17 protein-coding genes, 1 rRNA gene and 2 riboswitches are annotated in these 16,590 nt (G+C 46.4%); of the genes, 17 read left to right on the top strand and 1 reads right to left on the bottom strand.

Translation table 11 applies throughout. From position 1 onward, the window contains the following. The first annotated feature begins 8 nt into the window (after positions 1-8). The 10 genes from carB to B0H94_RS01450 all read left to right on the top strand — a co-directional run bounded on the left by carB (position 9) and on the right by B0H94_RS01450 (position 9,236). Positions 9-3,224: a carbamoyl-phosphate synthase large subunit gene (gene carB, locus B0H94_RS01500; RefSeq protein ID WP_106587474.1), complete on the top strand. Its 3,216-nt coding sequence runs from the start codon at positions 9-11 to the stop codon at positions 3,222-3,224. Next, entirely contained in the window at positions 3,224-3,985 is a 762-nt protein-coding gene (locus B0H94_RS01495) for a dihydroorotate dehydrogenase electron transfer subunit (protein WP_106587473.1), read from the top strand. The genes carB and B0H94_RS01495 overlap by 1 nt, the downstream gene beginning before the upstream one ends. Further along, positions 3,982-4,899, top strand: coding sequence for a dihydroorotate dehydrogenase (locus B0H94_RS01490; protein WP_106587472.1), 918 nt, complete (start codon positions 3,982-3,984; stop codon positions 4,897-4,899). Before B0H94_RS01495 ends, B0H94_RS01490 begins: the two co-directional genes overlap by 4 nt. Then, a complete protein-coding gene (pyrF, locus tag B0H94_RS01485) occupies positions 4,896-5,609 on the top strand; it encodes an orotidine-5'-phosphate decarboxylase (protein ID WP_106587471.1) in 714 nt (237 codons plus the stop codon). The genes B0H94_RS01490 and pyrF overlap by 4 nt, the downstream gene beginning before the upstream one ends. Then, positions 5,606-6,247 carry an orotate phosphoribosyltransferase gene (gene pyrE / locus B0H94_RS01480; protein WP_106587470.1) on the top strand — a complete coding sequence of 214 codons (642 nt, stop codon included), beginning with the start codon at positions 5,606-5,608 and terminating at the stop codon, positions 6,245-6,247. The genes pyrF and pyrE overlap by 4 nt, the downstream gene beginning before the upstream one ends. A gap of 74 nt (positions 6,248-6,321) precedes the next feature. Then, a complete protein-coding gene (locus tag B0H94_RS01475) occupies positions 6,322-6,978 on the top strand; it encodes a class I SAM-dependent methyltransferase (RefSeq protein ID WP_106587469.1) in 657 nt (218 codons plus the stop codon). A gap of 375 nt (positions 6,979-7,353) precedes the next feature. Further along, entirely contained in the window at positions 7,354-7,908 is a 555-nt protein-coding gene (locus B0H94_RS01470; protein ID WP_106587468.1) for a GNAT family N-acetyltransferase, read from the top strand. Positions 7,909-8,228: 320 nt separating this feature from the next. Then, positions 8,229-8,423, top strand: a complete 195-nt coding sequence (locus B0H94_RS01460) for a hypothetical protein (protein WP_106587466.1) — start codon at positions 8,229-8,231, stop codon at positions 8,421-8,423. A gap of 184 nt (positions 8,424-8,607) precedes the next feature. After that, positions 8,608-8,808, top strand: coding sequence for a hypothetical protein (locus tag B0H94_RS01455; RefSeq protein WP_106587465.1), 201 nt, complete (start codon positions 8,608-8,610; stop codon positions 8,806-8,808). Positions 8,809-8,819: 11 nt separating this feature from the next. Then, the gene (locus tag B0H94_RS01450; RefSeq protein WP_106587464.1) at positions 8,820-9,236 is read left to right on the top strand and encodes a hypothetical protein; all 417 of its coding nucleotides are present in this window, start codon (positions 8,820-8,822) and stop codon (positions 9,234-9,236) included. Between the two features lie 25 nt (positions 9,237-9,261). On the opposite strand, the gene tenA is transcribed toward B0H94_RS01450, so the two are convergent. After that, on the bottom strand, positions 9,262-9,939 hold the full coding sequence (gene tenA / locus B0H94_RS01445; protein WP_106587463.1) for a thiaminase II: 678 nt from the start codon (positions 9,937-9,939) through the stop codon (positions 9,262-9,264). Positions 9,940-10,027: 88 nt separating this feature from the next. Further along, a riboswitch (TPP riboswitch) is annotated at positions 10,028-10,128 on the bottom strand. 374 nt (positions 10,129-10,502) lie between these two features. After that, a riboswitch (TPP riboswitch) is annotated at positions 10,503-10,604 on the top strand. Between the two features lie 78 nt (positions 10,605-10,682). Between tenA and B0H94_RS01440 the strand changes: the two genes are divergently transcribed. The 7 genes from B0H94_RS01440 to B0H94_RS01405 form a co-directional block, all read left to right on the top strand. Then, positions 10,683-11,957 carry an acetylornithine deacetylase gene (locus tag B0H94_RS01440; protein WP_106587718.1) on the top strand — a complete coding sequence of 425 codons (1,275 nt, stop codon included), beginning with the start codon at positions 10,683-10,685 and terminating at the stop codon, positions 11,955-11,957. A gap of 5 nt (positions 11,958-11,962) precedes the next feature. Further along, positions 11,963-12,730: an ABC transporter ATP-binding protein gene (locus B0H94_RS01435; protein ID WP_106587717.1), complete on the top strand. Its 768-nt coding sequence runs from the start codon at positions 11,963-11,965 to the stop codon at positions 12,728-12,730. Between the two features lie 36 nt (positions 12,731-12,766). Next, positions 12,767-13,531 carry an ABC transporter permease gene (locus B0H94_RS01430; RefSeq protein ID WP_245893869.1) on the top strand — a complete coding sequence of 255 codons (765 nt, stop codon included), beginning with the start codon at positions 12,767-12,769 and terminating at the stop codon, positions 13,529-13,531. 13 nt (positions 13,532-13,544) lie between these two features. Beyond that, complete coding sequence (locus B0H94_RS01425) at positions 13,545-14,540, top strand: ABC transporter substrate-binding protein (RefSeq protein ID WP_106587461.1); 996 nt, start codon at positions 13,545-13,547, stop codon at positions 14,538-14,540. A gap of 176 nt (positions 14,541-14,716) precedes the next feature. After that, positions 14,717-15,061, top strand: a complete 345-nt coding sequence (locus B0H94_RS01420; protein WP_106587460.1) for a DUF6176 family protein — start codon at positions 14,717-14,719, stop codon at positions 15,059-15,061. A 277-nt stretch (positions 15,062-15,338) separates the two neighbouring features. Further along, positions 15,339-15,716 (top strand): VOC family protein, encoded by a 378-nt coding sequence (locus B0H94_RS01410; protein WP_106587458.1) that lies wholly within the window; start codon positions 15,339-15,341, stop codon positions 15,714-15,716. Positions 15,717-16,403: 687 nt separating this feature from the next. Continuing rightward, positions 16,404-16,590, top strand: a 16S ribosomal RNA gene (locus B0H94_RS01405); the annotation flags it as partial.

Raw genomic sequence — 16,590 nt, 5'->3', positions numbered from 1 at the left:
TGCGTATCATGCCAAAACGTACAGATATTCAAAAAGTGTTAGTGATCGGCTCCGGGCCGATTATTATTGGACAGGCAGCTGAGTTTGACTACGCCGGAACCCAGGCGTGCCAGGCTTTAAAAGAAGAAGGTTATGAAGTTGTGCTCATTAATTCCAACCCGGCTACGATTATGACAGATACAGAAATGGCTGATGAAGTGTACATTGAACCGCTCACATTTGATTTTGTCAGCCGGATTATTCGAAAAGAACGTCCGGACGGATTACTTGCCACCCTTGGCGGTCAAACAGGTTTAAATATGGCTATGGAGTTAAACAATGCTGGCGTACTTGAACGGTACGGGGTTGAACTGCTTGGTACAGACCTTGCTGCAATTCAACAGGCAGAAGACCGGGATGAGTTTCGGACGTTAATGGCCGAGTTGAATGAACCGGTACCGGAAAGTGCGATAATCCACAATTTGGATGAAGCGCAGCAGTTCGCCGAGCGGGTCGGTTATCCGCTCATTATCCGGCCGGCGTATACGCTCGGCGGCACCGGCGGGGGCATGGTGAAAAATGAAGCTGAGCTTCGTGAAACCGTTGCTTCCGGTTTAAAATACAGCCCGGTGACGCAGTGTCTGATTGAAAAAAGTATCGCAGGCTTTAAAGAAGTTGAGTATGAAGTGATGCGTGATGCGCATGATGAAGCGATTGTTGTGTGTAACATGGAGAACTTTGATCCTGTCGGTGTGCATACCGGGGATTCGATTGTAACTGCCCCGAGCCAGACGTTATCAGACCGGGATTACCAAAGACTGCGCAATGCTTCATTAACAATTATTCGTGCCCTTGGCATCGAGGGCGGCTGTAACGTGCAGTTCGCTCACGACCCAAACAGTAACGACTATTACGTCATTGAAGTCAATCCGCGGGTCAGCCGCTCCTCAGCCCTTGCAAGTAAAGCAACTGGATATCCGATCGCAAAAATCGCAGCGAAAATTGCGTGCGGTTATCAGCTTGACGAGTTGAAAAATCCAATTACACAAACAACGTATGCAAGCTTTGAGCCGGCATTAGACTATGTCGTTACGAAACTGCCGCGCTGGCCGTTTGATAAATTTGAAGCTGCCAATCGCCGGCTAGGTACACAAATGAAAGCAACCGGAGAAGTGATGGCGATCGGGCGCAACTTTGAAGAATCACTTTTAAAAGGGATTCGCTCTTTAGACACAAAAGATGACCATCTTTTACGTAAGAAAGAAACAACTTTTACAGATGAAGATTTAAGCGAGCGCCTTGCAAATCCGGATGACGAACGACTCTTTGCTGTCGGTGAAGCTTTCCGCCGCGGCTGGCGTCTTGAAGACGTGCACCGTTTAACGAATGTCGATCCATTTTATTTATATAAGCTCGAAAAGCTCTGCCAGCTGGATGCAGAACTGGCTGAGGCGCCGTTTGAAATTGACCGACTTACTGAAGCAAAAGAACGTGGGTTGAGTGACCGCCGAATCGCAGAACTGTGGCAGACGTCAGAAAGTGAAGTGCGCAGCTTCCGGCACAATTCCGGCTGCCGGCCGGTGTACAAAATGGTTGATACGTGTGCAGCTGAGTTTGAATCAATGACCCCGTATTATTACAGTACGTACGAAGATGAAGATGAATCCATTGTCACCGATAAGCCTTCAATTCTTGTCGTCGGGAGCGGACCGATCCGCATCGGCCAGGGGATTGAATTTGACTACGCAACGGTTCATACCGTTTGGGCGATTCAAGAGGCAGGTTATGAAGCGATTATCGTTAATAATAACCCTGAAACCGTATCAACGGATTTCAGCACGTCCGATAAGCTGTACTTCGAGCCGCTTACAAAAGAAGATGTGCTCACCATTATTGAACATGAACAGCCTGAAGGTGTCATTGTTCAGTTTGGCGGGCAAACCGCAATTAATTTAGCAGAAGAACTGCGCGATACCGGTGTCAATGTGCTCGGCACCTCACTGGAGGCGATGGACCGGGCAGAAGACCGGGATAAATTTGAGCAGGCGCTTGATGCTTTAAATATCCCGCAGCCGCTTGGAAAAACGGCGACCTCTGTTGAAGAAGCAGAAGCGATTGCCCAGCGCATTGGTTACCCGGTGCTTGTACGACCGTCGTATGTACTCGGCGGACGGGCGATGGAGATTGTTGATAATGAAACAGAACTGCTCCGTTATATGCAGGAAGCAGCAAGTGTAAGTCCGGATCATCCGGTGTTGGTCGATCGTTATTTAACCGGACAAGAGATTGAAGTAGATGCGATTTCTGACGGAGAAAATGTATATGTGCCGGGAATTATGGAACACATTGAGCGTGCCGGTGTGCACTCTGGCGATTCAATTGCCGTATATCCGGCTCAAAAGTTAAGCGAATCGGTGAAAGCAAAAGTCGCTGAGCGTACGATAGAAATCGCCCGCGGCTTAGAAATTGTCGGCTTACTCAATATACAATTTGTCCTGTTTGAAGATGAAGTTTATGTACTTGAAGTGAATCCACGTGCGAGTCGAACTGTACCATTTTTAAGTAAAGTGACAGGCGTACCGATGGCAGGGCTTGCGACAAGAGCTATTCTTGGGGAATCACTTGCTGATCTCGGATATTTCACCGGCCTCCATCCAGAGCCAGCGCAAGTGGCGGTGAAAGTACCGGTATTCAGCTTTGCGAAACTCCGTCGGGTGGATATTAATCTCGGACCGGAAATGAAATCGACCGGGGAAGTGATGGGGCGTGACTACACACTTGAAAAAGCCTTGTATAAAGGTTTGAAAGCTGCAGGCATGAACATCCCAGAACACGGCACCGTCCTCTTTACGATTGCAGATAAAAACAAAGCAGAAGCCATTGAACTGGCCCGCCGTTTTTATCGGATCGGCTACGACCTATTGGCAACGAAAGGGACGAGTGAAACCCTCGCTGAAGCAGGCATCCCTTCAAGCGTTGTGAACAAAGTAGGCGAAGCACCGCCAAATCTTCTTGACTGCCTGCAGGAAGGTGAAGCCCAGTTTGTCGTAAACACGCTCACAAAAGGAAAACAGCCGGCTCGTGACGGTTTCCGCATCCGCCGGGAAGCGGTGGAAAACGGGGCGGTTTGTATGACCTCGATGGATACAGCAGACGCGTTACTCAACGTGCTCGAGATGATCACCTTTGCTTCCGAGCCGGTGCCTGAACTGAAAAAACCTGCAGCAAAGCAGGTGACGTTGTAATGCAGACAGAAAACATGCACGTTGTGTCCCATAAAGCAATCGCCAAAGATACGTATGAGCTTGTCCTTATAGGGGCGATGGTAAGCCAAATGGCGCCAGGGCAGTTTGTCCACGTGAAAGTACCGAGTGAAGCGATGCTGCTTCGCCGTCCGCTCAGCATCGCTGCGATTTCACAGGATGAAACAACGTGCACCCTTATTTACCGAGTGGATGGTGCGGGCACAAAAGCACTCGCTACCTTAAATGAAGGTGCAGCTGTCAATGTTTTCGGGCCGCTCGGTTCCGGGTTTCCGCTCGAGGCACCGTCGAGTGGGGAGGCACTTCTTATCGGCGGAGGAATTGGTGTACCCCCGCTTTATGAACTCGGTCGCCGGCTGCGGGCAGACGGGGTGAAAGTTACCACAGTGCTTGGTTTTGCAACTGCCGAAGCGGTATTTTATGAAAGTGAGTTTGCCGAACTGGGTCAAGTGTATGTGACAACTGAAGACGGCAGCCACGGCACGAAAGGGTTTGTCACCCATGCGATTGAAATGCATGCCCTCAACGTAGAAGACATTTACATGTGCGGACCGCGCCGGATGATGCAAGTTGTTGAAGGGTTGTACCCAAAAGCTCGAGGTTACGCTTCGCTCGAGGAGCGGATGGGCTGTGGGATCGGTGCCTGCCTCGCCTGTGTGTGCGACAGGCAGGAGAAAGGCGCTGGATACGCAAAAGTGTGCAGTGACGGACCCGTATTTCCATTAGGGGAGGTTGTTTTATGAGCCGCTTGCATGTAGAACTTCCAGGGTTATCGATGAAAAATCCGATTATGCCGGCATCAGGCTGCTTTGGTTACGGAAGAGAGTATGCCCGGCTGTATGATTTAAGCTGTCTCGGGGCGGTAGCTGTGAAAGGTACAACAGAAGCACAAAAAGACGGGAATCCAACGCCGCGGGTGGCAGAAACGTCATCTGGTATGCTGAATGCGATCGGCTTGCAGAACCCGGGGGTTGAAGCCGTTGCCGCTGAAGAACTCCCATGGCTCGCAGCATATGACACCCCGATCTTAGTGAACATCTCCGGCTCAACGATGGAAGAATACGAAACCGTCGCCCGCACACTTTCAAATCGTTCCGAGACAAGTGCGATTGAGCTCAATATATCGTGTCCAAATGTGAAAAAAGGCGGGATGGCTTTCGGCCAGGATCCAGCCCTTGCTGAAGAGCTCACTGCCCGTGTCAAGGCTGTAAGCCGACAGCCCGTCTATGTAAAACTCTCACCAAATGTCGCTGACCCAGCTGCGCTTGCCCTGGCTGTTGAAAGAGGAGGTGCAGACGGCTTGTCGCTCATTAACACGCTCGTTGGTATGCGGCTCGACTGGAAAACCGGCGCACCGATTCTAGCCAACGGCGCCGGAGGTATGTCCGGTCCGGCAGTAAAACCAGTGGCGATCCGGATCACCCATAACGTCCGGCAGGTCACAAATTTACCGATCATTGGCATGGGTGGCATTTCAAGCCCAGAAGATGTGATTGAATTTATCCGTGCTGGCGCTGATACCGTTGCTGTTGGTACAGCCAACTTCAGTGATCCGTTCGTCTGCCCGACGTTGATTGAACAGCTGCCTGCTTATCTTGACGAGCTTGGCGCTTCACATATTCATGATCTGCAAGGGAAAGGAGCCGCCTTGTTATGATGAAGGATCCAATCCTTGCTTTAGATGTGCCAAACGAAGCAAAGGCACTGAAGCTGCTCGAGCATTTTAAAGGAGAAAGTATTCCGGTGAAAATCGGGATGGAGCTGTTCTATCGCACCGGTGCTTCGTTTATCGAATCGCTGACAGCCCGCGGTCATCCGGTATTTCTTGATTTGAAGCTGCATGACATCCCAACAACAGTTGAGCGGGCGATGATCAATCTCGCTTCCCTTGGCGTATCGATGGTGAATGTCCATGCCGCCGGTGGCGCGGACATGATGCGCGCAGCCGTGCGGGGTCTTGAAGCAGGAACACCTGAAAAAAGCAGCCGGCCGCTTTGTTTAGCAGTCACACAGCTGACAAGTACAGACGAATCGATGCTTAAAAAAGAGTTGTTAATTAAAAATACGATGCAAGACACGGTTGCTCATTACGCTGCTAACGCTGCCCAAGCCGGGCTCGATGGCGTCGTTTGCTCTTCGCTTGAAGCATCACTTGTACAAAAAACGTGTGGATCAGCATTTCTAAGGGTGACACCAGGCATCCGGCAAGCTTCTGATGAAGCAAATGACCAAGTAAGAAGCACAACACCATCAGAAGCACGAGCCTATGGCAGCACTCATATTGTTATAGGGCGCAGCGTAACGAAAAGCGAAGCGCCGGCTGCAGCGTATGATACGATCCGTAACGATTGGAGGTCCCTAAGTTGAAAGAAATGATTGCAAAGCATTTGTTAGAAATTGAAGCAGTGAATTTATCTCCAAAAGACCCATTCACATGGACTTCAGGCATAGCGTCGCCCATTTATTGTGATAACCGGCTCATTTTATCCTTTCCGCACGTACGCCGCGATGTGATTGACGGGTTTACGCAACTTGTTCAAACCCATTACCCAGAGGCTGAAGTGATCGCTGGTACGGCAACCGCAGGCATCCCGCACGCGGCCTGGGTGAGTGAGGCGCTTGATTTACCGATGATTTATGTTCGAGGGAAAGCGAAAGGTCACGGCAAAGGCAATCAAATTGAAGGCACATTTGCCAGAGGTGCAAAAGTGGTCGTACTTGAAGACTTAATTTCGACCGGCAAAAGCGTGATTGAAGCGGCAGAAGCTTTGCGGGAAGCAGGTGCTGATGTGCTCGGTGGAGCTGCGGTATTTACGTATGAGCTTTCAAAAGGAGAAACCAACTTAGCTGAAGCACGTCTTGAGATGCCGACACTTACAAATATGGAAACGCTCCGCTTTGAAGCACTACAACAAAAGCTTATAACAGAAAATGAATCTTTGCAGGTTGCAGCATTTTGTGCAAACCCTGACGATGCCTCGTGGCAAAGCATGAAGCCATCATGATGCCAAGACACTTTTCCAGGCTGAAAACACCTGTGGTACAATAAGTGAAAAATGGGGTGGCGCAGGTGCGTAAAATGAGCGGAACAGAATTTGATGGGAAAGTTGAATTTTTTGATGATATGGCCCAAACCCCGTGGCTTTCAGAAGTACACCGGCTTGTCGCAAAAGCAGGTGGCAGCTGGGAAGACAAAGATGTACTGGATGTCGGTTGTGGGACCGGCCGGTTGTTAATAGGAAACGGTACGGAAGCGAAGTCGATCACAGGCGTTGATTTATCAGAAAAAATGGTGGCCAAAGCAGGTGCCTTATGTACGGAATGCGGTATGGAAGAGAAAGCCTCCTTTTACGCAGGTGACGCGTATGAGTTGCCATTTGAAGATGACAGTTTTGATATTGCGGTTTCCACCCTTGTTGTATTTCTCCTCCCGGAACCCCTGAAAGCCATTGATGAAATGAAACGGGTCGTACGACCAGGCGGCCGGCTTGCCATGCTAAATCCAGGGCCTTTTATGGGTCGGGAGACGGCGATGCAGCTTGCAGAAGAAAAAGGGTTTTCGCCGGACAGCCGTGAAAAACTCGGCGCCTGGGCGGATGTTAGTGAACGTCGGCACCGGTTTAGCCCGCGCGAGCTCTCGAAACACTTAACCGACCAAGGACTTGTCAACATTGAACATATCCCAGTACTTGACGGTCTCGGCATTATTACAGCAGCTGACAAACGAGAAAAATAAACAAAGAAACAGGCTGTCACATAAGGTATACTTGAAATGATTGGCATGGGAAATATACTCGCTTTCCGCAGGCAACGCTTCAGCTTCCTCATGAGTAAAACCCGCTCATTGCGGGATCTTCAGCTGTTGCTTTTCCTGCAGGAGTCTCGTATATTTCCTGTGCTTTTCTATTAAATCGAATGCTTATAAATCTTTAGAGAAAGCTCCTTTTTTAAATCCGAAAATATTTTTGTAACACATGTATGGTAAAATTGTACAATAATTTTACAAATCGCATGAAAGTGAAATGTAGTTTAAAAAGGTGAAAACAATGGACTGTAACTACTTCTATGAAATGGAGATTAAGCACAGAAGTCATACAAAAGGAGCCTCAATTTGAAAAAGATCATTGGAACCTTAGTCACACTTGAACACGCTACAAAAGAAGCGATTGACACCCTTTATTATTGGAAATATGAAGATCCAACACAAGAAGCCAAAAAGTGGAATGCACCATACATACGTGAAGAGCTGGTTTCAAAACAGACATATCAAAATCAATGGAATGAAGAAATCTCTGCAGGGGTACCTGCTGCGCTGGTGATTAAAAGTGAGCAGGAGGTGATCGGTTACGTCGGGGCATACTGGGTGGATTGGCATACACAATGGCTTGAAACAGGGATTGTCATCTACGATCCAAGTTTTTGGGGCGGCGGCTATGGCACTGAAGCGTATCAACTTTGGATTGATTTTCTTTTTTCTACAACTGAACTGCACCGGCTCGGCATGTCAACGTGGTCTGGTAACAAACGAATGATGAAAGCTGCACAAAAAACAGGCATGGTCGAAGAAGCCCGCATTAGAAAAGCGAGGGTTGTGGACGGTGTTTATTTTGATGCGATAAAAATGGGGATACTCCGTGAAGAGTGGGAAGGAAAAACAACATACTGATTTGTTGAAAGCATGATCGCGGAGAAGTAATTGGTTTTAAAGTGAGGGGTAGGGAGATGTTTTTTCTCTTTTTCATGATTTCTCTATTGGTTTTCTTCTATGTTTACCGGTATGTCGTAAATATTTTCATGGTTCCATGGCCTGGCTCAGGTTTACTTATAGATTTTTTGCTTATCACCTTGTTTTTACTCGTCATTGTTCCTCTCGTTTACGTAACGGCAAGACAGTGGGAATCCTGGGCGAGGCGGAGGTAGACAACAAATGATGAGCATTGTAAGATACAGCGTGAGATGAAAAGACGTGCATCGGAGGGGCTTGACATGGAACAGCCAAGAAGCCGAACAAGAAAAATCATTTTTAACAGTTTATTTCTGCTATTCTGCCTTGTGATGATGGCTGTAGCAGCAGCCCGGGATGATATGACCGGCGTAGCAATCATCATCGCTGTGTTTTTAGGGGGCATTGCAAAACTTGTAAAAGACGTTCGCCGGCCGGATGAACAGGAGAGTCAGTAAAGGTTTTATAGAATGATAAATATTCAGCCGTTTTTTTCAATCATTTCTATAACAAGCCCTTTGAAAAGCGACGTCAGCCTTCGCTTTTCTTAAAAGTTTGTCTACACGCTGATGGCTTAGTTTTGTATTTGGTTGACATTTTTTGAAAAAACATAAACATTCGATGTTTGAAATGAGGGCAAGCATGAACGGACTTTTAATTTTGGCGGCAGTTGTTGTTATCATTGGTGCGGTTGTTACCTTCATGTTGACGAAATTCACATCAAGTGAACACGAAAAATATAGTGCAGCTTCCAGTCAAAACAATATGGCAGGCTATTATTTTATTGCGATGCCGGTACTTCTATTAGCAGCAGTAATTGTTGCGGCTGTTTTAATCATTTAGGAGGGGACTACTTGGTAGGAAAAACAATTGTTTTTGTGTTAGGCATATATGGGCTCATCCTAGCTTTTACTGGGGATAGCGGTTGGTCTGTCGTATTCGTCATAACTGCGTTATTGGTCGGAGGAACATCTCTTATGGCTCTTGAACTTGCGGCCATGCTGCACCGTAAAGGCCGCCGGCTTATGGCAGGGCTACTTTGCACACTGATTAGTAGTATCGGCGGTTTCGTGCTATCGATATCGTTTGACTTTGGCTCTTTTTTCGTAGGTGTGGTCTTCGGTGCGATGTTATACGGCATATTTTTTATGGTCGAAGCAGCTGTGCTCCGTATGACAAATCGCGGGCGCAGCATGATCAATGCAGTCATGGTGATGCCGATCGTTTTAACAGCCCTCTTAATGGGCGCAGAATGGTTACGCATAAGCTAGGGCCGCCTTTTAGGCAGCCCTTTTTTTATGAAAAACGCGGCCAGTCTTCTTGATGATACGCAGCTTCCCAAAACATCAATTCATATTGACTTGTTGTAAGAAAGATTTCTTCGTACCGCTTCATATCAGCTTCAGGTTTGCCGGTCATGACCCGGTCCATCAAATTGACCGCCCAATCGGCAAGTTCTGCAAACTCCTCACCGGCATACATTTTGACCCATTCTCCGTAAAGTGGATGATTTACTGCGTCTGGATACTTTTCGACAAGACGCTTACCGATCTCGTGATACCCCCATGCACACGGCACGAGGCTTGCCATTAATTCACCGAGCCCGCCGTTATGAGAGGCGTGCAGCATGTAGCGCGTATAAGCGGTTGTTGTCGGTGCTTGTTCAGCTTCAGCCAGTTCGTCGGTCGTGATGCCGAACTTTGCGGCATACTGTCTGTGCAAGTCCATCTCTGTGTTCATTGTACCGTCTAAAAGGTTTGCAAATTGCCGCATCGTTGCTTCATCATCGGCTTTGGTTACGCCGAAAGCGAAAAGTTTCGCGTAATCTAATAAATACAAGTAGTCCTGTACCATAAAGTAGCGGAATTTACGTTCATCAAGTGTTCCCTGGCCGATCTCTTGAACAAAGGGATGCTCAAATGACGCATGCCAAATCGTTTCTGCCTTTTGATAGAGCCGTTCTGATGGTTTCATCAATAAGCCTCCTTGAAAGTGGAGGAGCGCGCGGATGATCATAAAAACGGCGCTTCCTAAAACAGGAAGCGCCGGATGCATGTAAGCAAATCATCGGTGGTCACTTCCCTCCGCTGGCACAAACCAGGTCAGGTTCAAAGGGTTGAAGAGTGAACTTCTCTCAGCCGCGCGGCACCCCTAGTGAAATTATAATTTTCATAATTATCGTAGCAGAACACACAATAACTTACAACAAAGAAATTTACGTTGCAGTTTTTAACGCTTCAAGAGTGACTTGTTTTCGGAGGTTCCAAGCAGTAAGGAAGTAACATCTAGGAGTGATGATGATTTTTGTTACAGTACCGGTAATTAAGTAAAAACACTATACAGAAGTACGTCCATATAAAATAGAGTTAAAGTTTACATCGTCAAGCCTGAGTCCGCAGAAGTCACTATAAAATCAGGGTTTTCATTTGTATCAATTTAAGCAAACGTCCATGAAAGGGAAGTAAACTGCTATTCAAAAGTGCTGTTGACGTTCTTATTCTCTTGTGCTTGAATAAATATATAACAAACACACACATACCAACCACTAGGGGAGCCTTATTTGGCTGAGAGGGACACAGTCTCGACCCTTAGAACCTGATCTAGTTCATACTAGCGGAGGGAAGTGGGGCAGCAGATGGCAGCGTAGATTTTTACGTACATACAAGCCCCGCTTCGGATCTCCGGAGCGGGTTTTTTTGGTTGGTATCAAATGGGGGATGAAGTTGAACAAAAGAGAAGCGCTGTTGAAAGATGTAAAAACACGTGAAGCGGAGTGGTTAACTCTATTACAAAACTTAATCCGTTTTGAGACACCGGCACCGCCGGCAAGAAATACATCGTCAATTCAGAATTTTGTGGCAGAAGAGCTGCAGGCATCCGGCTGTACCATTGACCGCTGGCCGCTTTACCCAGGGGATGAAGTGGTTGTCGGAACGAAGATGGGTTACGAAAATGAGAAAGCTCCGAAGTTAATCTTAAACGGGCATGTAGATGTGGCTCAAGTAGATGAAAGCGAACCGTGGCAGCACGAACCGTTCTCGCCTTTGATTGAAGATGGTTACGTGTACGGCCGGGGTGCTGCTGATATGAAAGGCGGATTAGCCGGAATTTTATTTTCGCTGCGCCTGTTGAATGATTACGGCATTTCATTTCCGGGAGATATTTACGTCCAGTCTGTAACTGGTGAAGAAGTAGGTGAAGCCGGCACAAAATCATGCACGACCCGTGGATATGATGCAGATTTTGCGCTCGTAGCGGACACGAGCAACTTAGAAATCCAAGGGCAAGGCGGTGTTGTGACGGGATGGGTTACAGTTAAAAGCCGCAAAACCTTTCATGATGCAGAACGGCAGCGAATGATTCATGCTGGCGGTGGCATTTATGGGGCGAGCGCGATCGAGAAAATGATGAAAGTGATCAACAGCCTGCAGGAACTTGAGCGGCACTGGGCGGTAACAAAAAGTTATCCAGGGTTTCCGTATGGCAGCACAACAATTAACCCGGCGGTGATTGAAGGCGGACGGCATGCAGCGTTTGTTGCAGATGAGTGTCATTTATGGATTACGGTGCATTATTATCCCGATGAACATCACGATGAGGTCATTCAAGAAATCGAAAGCCATCTGCAAAAAGCAGCAGCGGCAGACCCGTGGCTTCGTCACCACCCGCTAGAGTTTCAGTGGGGCGGCACCTCAATGATTGAAGACCGAGGTGAAGTGTTTCCACCGCTCGCTGTGGATGAATCTAATCCTGGAGTTAAGCTGCTGAAACAGGCGCATGAGCAAGTACACAAGGAAGCGCCAACGGTCTCCATGTCACCGACGGTTACCGACGGCGGCTGGTTCAGTGATGCCGGTATTCCGGCCGTGATATATGGGCCAGGGGATTTAGCAAATGCTCATGCTGTGGATGAGCGGGTGTCAGTCGAACAACTGCGCACGTATATACAGACGCTCGTCTGTTTTCTCCTAGACTGGGGTGAAATTGATTGAAGCAAATGTATGAAAAGAGCCAACCTGTGTTCAGCCTCAGCCATGTTTCTTATCGTTATGATGCAAAAGCTCCGCTTGTTTTAGCTGATGTTTCACTGCACGTTCAACCTGGTGAAATCGTTGTAATTCTCGGGCCAAGCGGTTCCGGGAAAAGTACAATATTTCGCTTGCTTTCACAGCTAGATTCTCCGGAACAAGGCAGCGTAACCTCTCCGGAGAAGGTGGGGTTCATGCCGCAAGATGACTTGCTGCTGCCGTGGCGGCGTGTCATTGAACAGGCGATGCTTCCTTTAGAAATTCAAGGGTTTAAACGTAAAGATGCGCGCCGGCTCGTTGAAGATCGCCTACAAACATTTGGCCTTGAAGAAACGGCGGATAAGTATCCGAAAGAATTATCAGGTGGCATGAAACAACGGGTTTCATTACTTAGAGCTGCAATGGCCGGACAAAACACATTACTTCTTGATGAACCGTTTAGTAAGCTCGACGCGTTAACGCGCGTTTCGATGCAGGAATGGTTACTTCAAATCTGGGAAGAAGAATCACTTACGATTTTATTTATTACCCATGATTTAGATGAAGCGCTGCTGCTTGCAGACCGTGTGTTGTTATTTACTGAGATGCCATTAATGACCCCAATTGAGACGGTAGTTCCGCTTGGTCGCCCGCGAAATGCTGAAGATATTACGAAGCCGGAAGCCCAAGCTGTAAAACGTGACTGGCTGCAACGTTTGAAACACGGGCGTGAACGAACGATTGCAGCGAGTGACTAATCAGTTTGTGCTGTTGTTAAAGAAAGGAAGATGCAGTTGAATGGTCCAGAAACTAACGCTTTTCGGCAGCAGTTATTCATCCCTGGTTTAGTCATTGCAATTTTGTTATTGCTATGGTCAAGCGCTGCCACGTGGTACGATCAATCATTTATTCTTCCGACCCCGTGGGAAGTAACCGTTCGCTTTGGTGAACTATATGAAGCGCTCATGTTCGTTCATTTACCAGCAACACTGATTGTTGTACTGCTTGGGCTTGGGATTTCGATTGTGTTTGGCTGGGTCACAGCACTTGTCATGAACAGTTTACCGATTTTTGAGCGCGCATTATTTCCGCTTTTTGTTCTCTCACAAACGATCCCGATCATTACACTTGCCCCCATTTTTGTGCTTTTGTTTGGCTATAGTTTAACGAGTAAAGTCATTATAACCGTATTAATTACGTATTTTCCGCTCACAGTAAATACGTTTGACGGTTTGAAATCCTGCCGAAGAGAACTACTTGATTTAACAAAAACGATGGGGGCAACACCTTTGCAGCGTCTCATCAAAATTCAAATCCCATCAGCACTGCCGGCATTCTTTTCCGGACTTAAAGTTGCTGTGACACTCGCTGTGATCGGTGCAGCGGTTGCGGAATGGCTCGGTGCCGATCAAGGACTTGGATATTTTTCAAGACGAATGATGGCGCAGTTTGACGGCGCTGGTGTATTTGCCCCAATTGTACTTTTGTCACTACTCGGTATTACGTTATTTGCAATTGTGAAAGGGACAGAAAATTTATTCATAAAAAGAGAGAGTTAAAGGAGAGATTTGAATGTGGAAACGAGTCACGATTGTCCTTTCTAGTTTCATGTTATTAAATGCTTGCGGAAGTGAAGATGCATCAAGTGATACAACAGACGAGATCACGTTAATGCTGGATTGGTATCCGAATGCGGTGCACAGCTACTTGTATGCGGCAGAAGAAAAAGGGTATTTTGAAGAAGAAAATATAGATGTGGATATTCAGTTTCCAGCAAACCCAACCGATCCGACAAATTTAACCGGCGCTGGGGAAGTTGATCTTGCAATGTCGTATGAACCAACTGTACTCATGAGCCGTGATGAAGGGCTGCCGGTCGTCACAGTTGCTCCCATTGTTCAGTCTCCATTAAACCATATCATGACGTTAAGCGAGAGCGGTATTGAAACGCCTGCAGATTTAGAAGGTAAAACGGTTGGGTACCCCGGAGGCGCGACGAACGAACCGATTGTAGAGCAGGTGCTCGCTCATGCTGATTTAACAATGGAAGATATCACGTTAACTGACGTAGGTTTTGATATCGGGCCTGCCCTTGTTTCCGGTAGTGTCGACGCCATTGTCGGAGCTTACATTAACCATGAATACCCCCTCTTACAGCAGGAGGGACATGACATTTCTTATATGAATCCGGTAGAAAAAGGTGTGCCGTCTTATGATGAACTTGTCCTAATTGCAAATGAAAACGAACTCGCAGAAAACGAAGAAGTGTATGAGCGATTTTGGTCAGCGGCAAGTAAAGGGTATGAGGTTGTCAAAGATGATCCGGATAATGGACTGGAATTGTTATTGAAACATGAGGAAAAAGAAGAGTTTCCGTTAAATGAAGATGTTGAACAAGCGAGCATGGACATTCTGCTAGAACAGATGGAAACCGAAGAGCGTGCATTTGGCGAGGTATCGGAGGAAGAAAGTGAACAAGTTGCAGCCTGGCTTTATGAAACCGGACTTGTTGATGAAAAACCTGACATTGAGGATGCACTGCAGCCTTTGAACGATCACGAATCATAGCATTTTTTGATTAGGCAGTTTGAATAATTATAAGATCTCCCCCTTCTCGTATTGAGACGGAGATCTTTTTTTCTATAGTAATTCTGAATTGGAAATAATTTAATCTGAACCAACAAAATGTTAAAATATTCATAGTTTAATATCGAACGAATTTTCTGCGAGGAGGCGTTAAATCAATGAAGGTGGAATTAACAAGATTTAAAGTAAAAGAAGGTAAGTCAAAGCAAGTTGATGAATGGATGAGATTTTTAAACGAGCATATGGAAGACGTTCTATTAACTTTGGAAAACGAAAAGATGTATGTTGAGACCATTTTTCGTGAAGTGGTGGATAATCAAGAATATTTGTACTGGTACTCGGTTGAAGGTGAAGGAGGTCAAGCGATAGAAGAGTCTAACCATTGGGTTGATCAAAAGCACTTAGCTTTTTGGGAGGCGTGCATTGATGAAACTTATCGCCCTGTCGATCTGCAAACAGAGACAGTGATGATTCCAGGTAAAATAAAAGATGCGATGTCATAAATTTTTGTTCAAAAGAGGTTTTCATGACAAACTGTGCGAACTGTAATCGTAAATGGCGTATTCGTGAGGTTTGGGCCCTCGGTTTCACTCATAAAGGAAAGAACTGCGCTCATTGTGGAAAACGGCAATACATAAGTGCCGATACACAAAATTTGTTGACACTCGGATATTTAAGTCTCGTTTTCGTTGTCGTTTTACCATTTCTCGTGAAGTTAAGTAACGAAAATGAGCGCCTTGTTTAAAAAAGGTATCATTTCATATAGGAAGGAAAGTAAATATGAGTGTTCTCTTTAGAGTCGAGTTGTATGTATTAGATATCGAGAAGTCCTTATCATTTTACGAAGAGATTATAGGCTTAGAGCTTCAAGGTAGAAACGAGCGTTGTGGTCGGTTTAACTATGATTGTTTCTCATTATTGGTAACCTCCGATTCAGTATTGGATTGTAATCATTATTTTAATGCGGCTGCAAGTTCTAACGTCAAAGGTAACGGTTTCGAATTGATTATCGTTGTGGAGCAGCTGGAGGAAGTTTATCAAAGGTGTCTAAAAAATCATTATCCCATTGAAGTTGATGTAGAGACGTACCCTTGGGGAATGAGAGGATTCAAAGTTGCTGATCCAGATGGCTATTTCTTAAGGATCACTTCAAAATAAGTAATGAAAAACTCAAGGTACTCTAGCCTCTATAATAGATAATACGTAAAGTTGATAGTGTGATTCTAGTGAAAAGTTGTCTTTCTTACAAATTTCAACGTTACGCATTTGAACTACCTCCACCTACGCTTCGCTAAGAGGTGGGGTCTTCATCTCCCGCTTTACACTTTGTAAGAAGCGGGGGGCTTCTCGCCTAAAAAGATAAATTCCATAATGTTATTGACGACAGAGGTTGTGTTTAATAATATAGGTTATCCGCTGAAGAGATCAATAAAGCTCACAGCGGAGGTTAACATTATTAGAAACAAGATTGTTGACGACAAAACAAAGATCTACTATACTAATCAATCTGCACCGAAAAAGGCGCGGCACACATCGAGCTCAAAAAAACTTACCAAAAGTTGTTGACGACATGTGGTTAAAGTGATAATATAGTAAATCCGCGCTGATGATAGCGCAAAAAACAGCGAGCCGCTTCAAGCGAAGCAGCGCTGAGAAAATAGATTTCTTCAAAAAGTAGTTATTGACTTTCATATGGATAAATACTAAAATAGGAATCCGCGCTAACAAAGCGCGAACATGACTTGCCCTTTGAAAACTGAATGAAAGCAAGTGCGCCCGTCAATTTTATTGACGTTAAACGAAACACATCAAATCCCTTCGATTTGATTGATGCGAAGCATCACTTTATCGGAGAGTTTGATCCTGGCTCAGGACGAACGCTGGCGGTGTGCCTAATACATGCAAGTCGAGCGCGTGAAACCAGTTGATTCCCTTCGGGGATGACACTGGTGGATCGAGCGGCGGACGGGTGAGTAACACGTGGGCAACCTGCCCTGCAGATCGGGATAACCCCGGGAAACCGGGGCTAATA

It is taken from the genome of Salsuginibacillus halophilus (assembly GCF_003014715.1).
Classification (GTDB): domain Bacteria; phylum Bacillota; class Bacilli; order Bacillales; family Marinococcaceae; genus Salsuginibacillus; species Salsuginibacillus halophilus.
The sequence above is the reverse complement of the archived record's forward strand: the minus strand, read 5'-3'. Positions and strand labels throughout refer to the sequence as shown.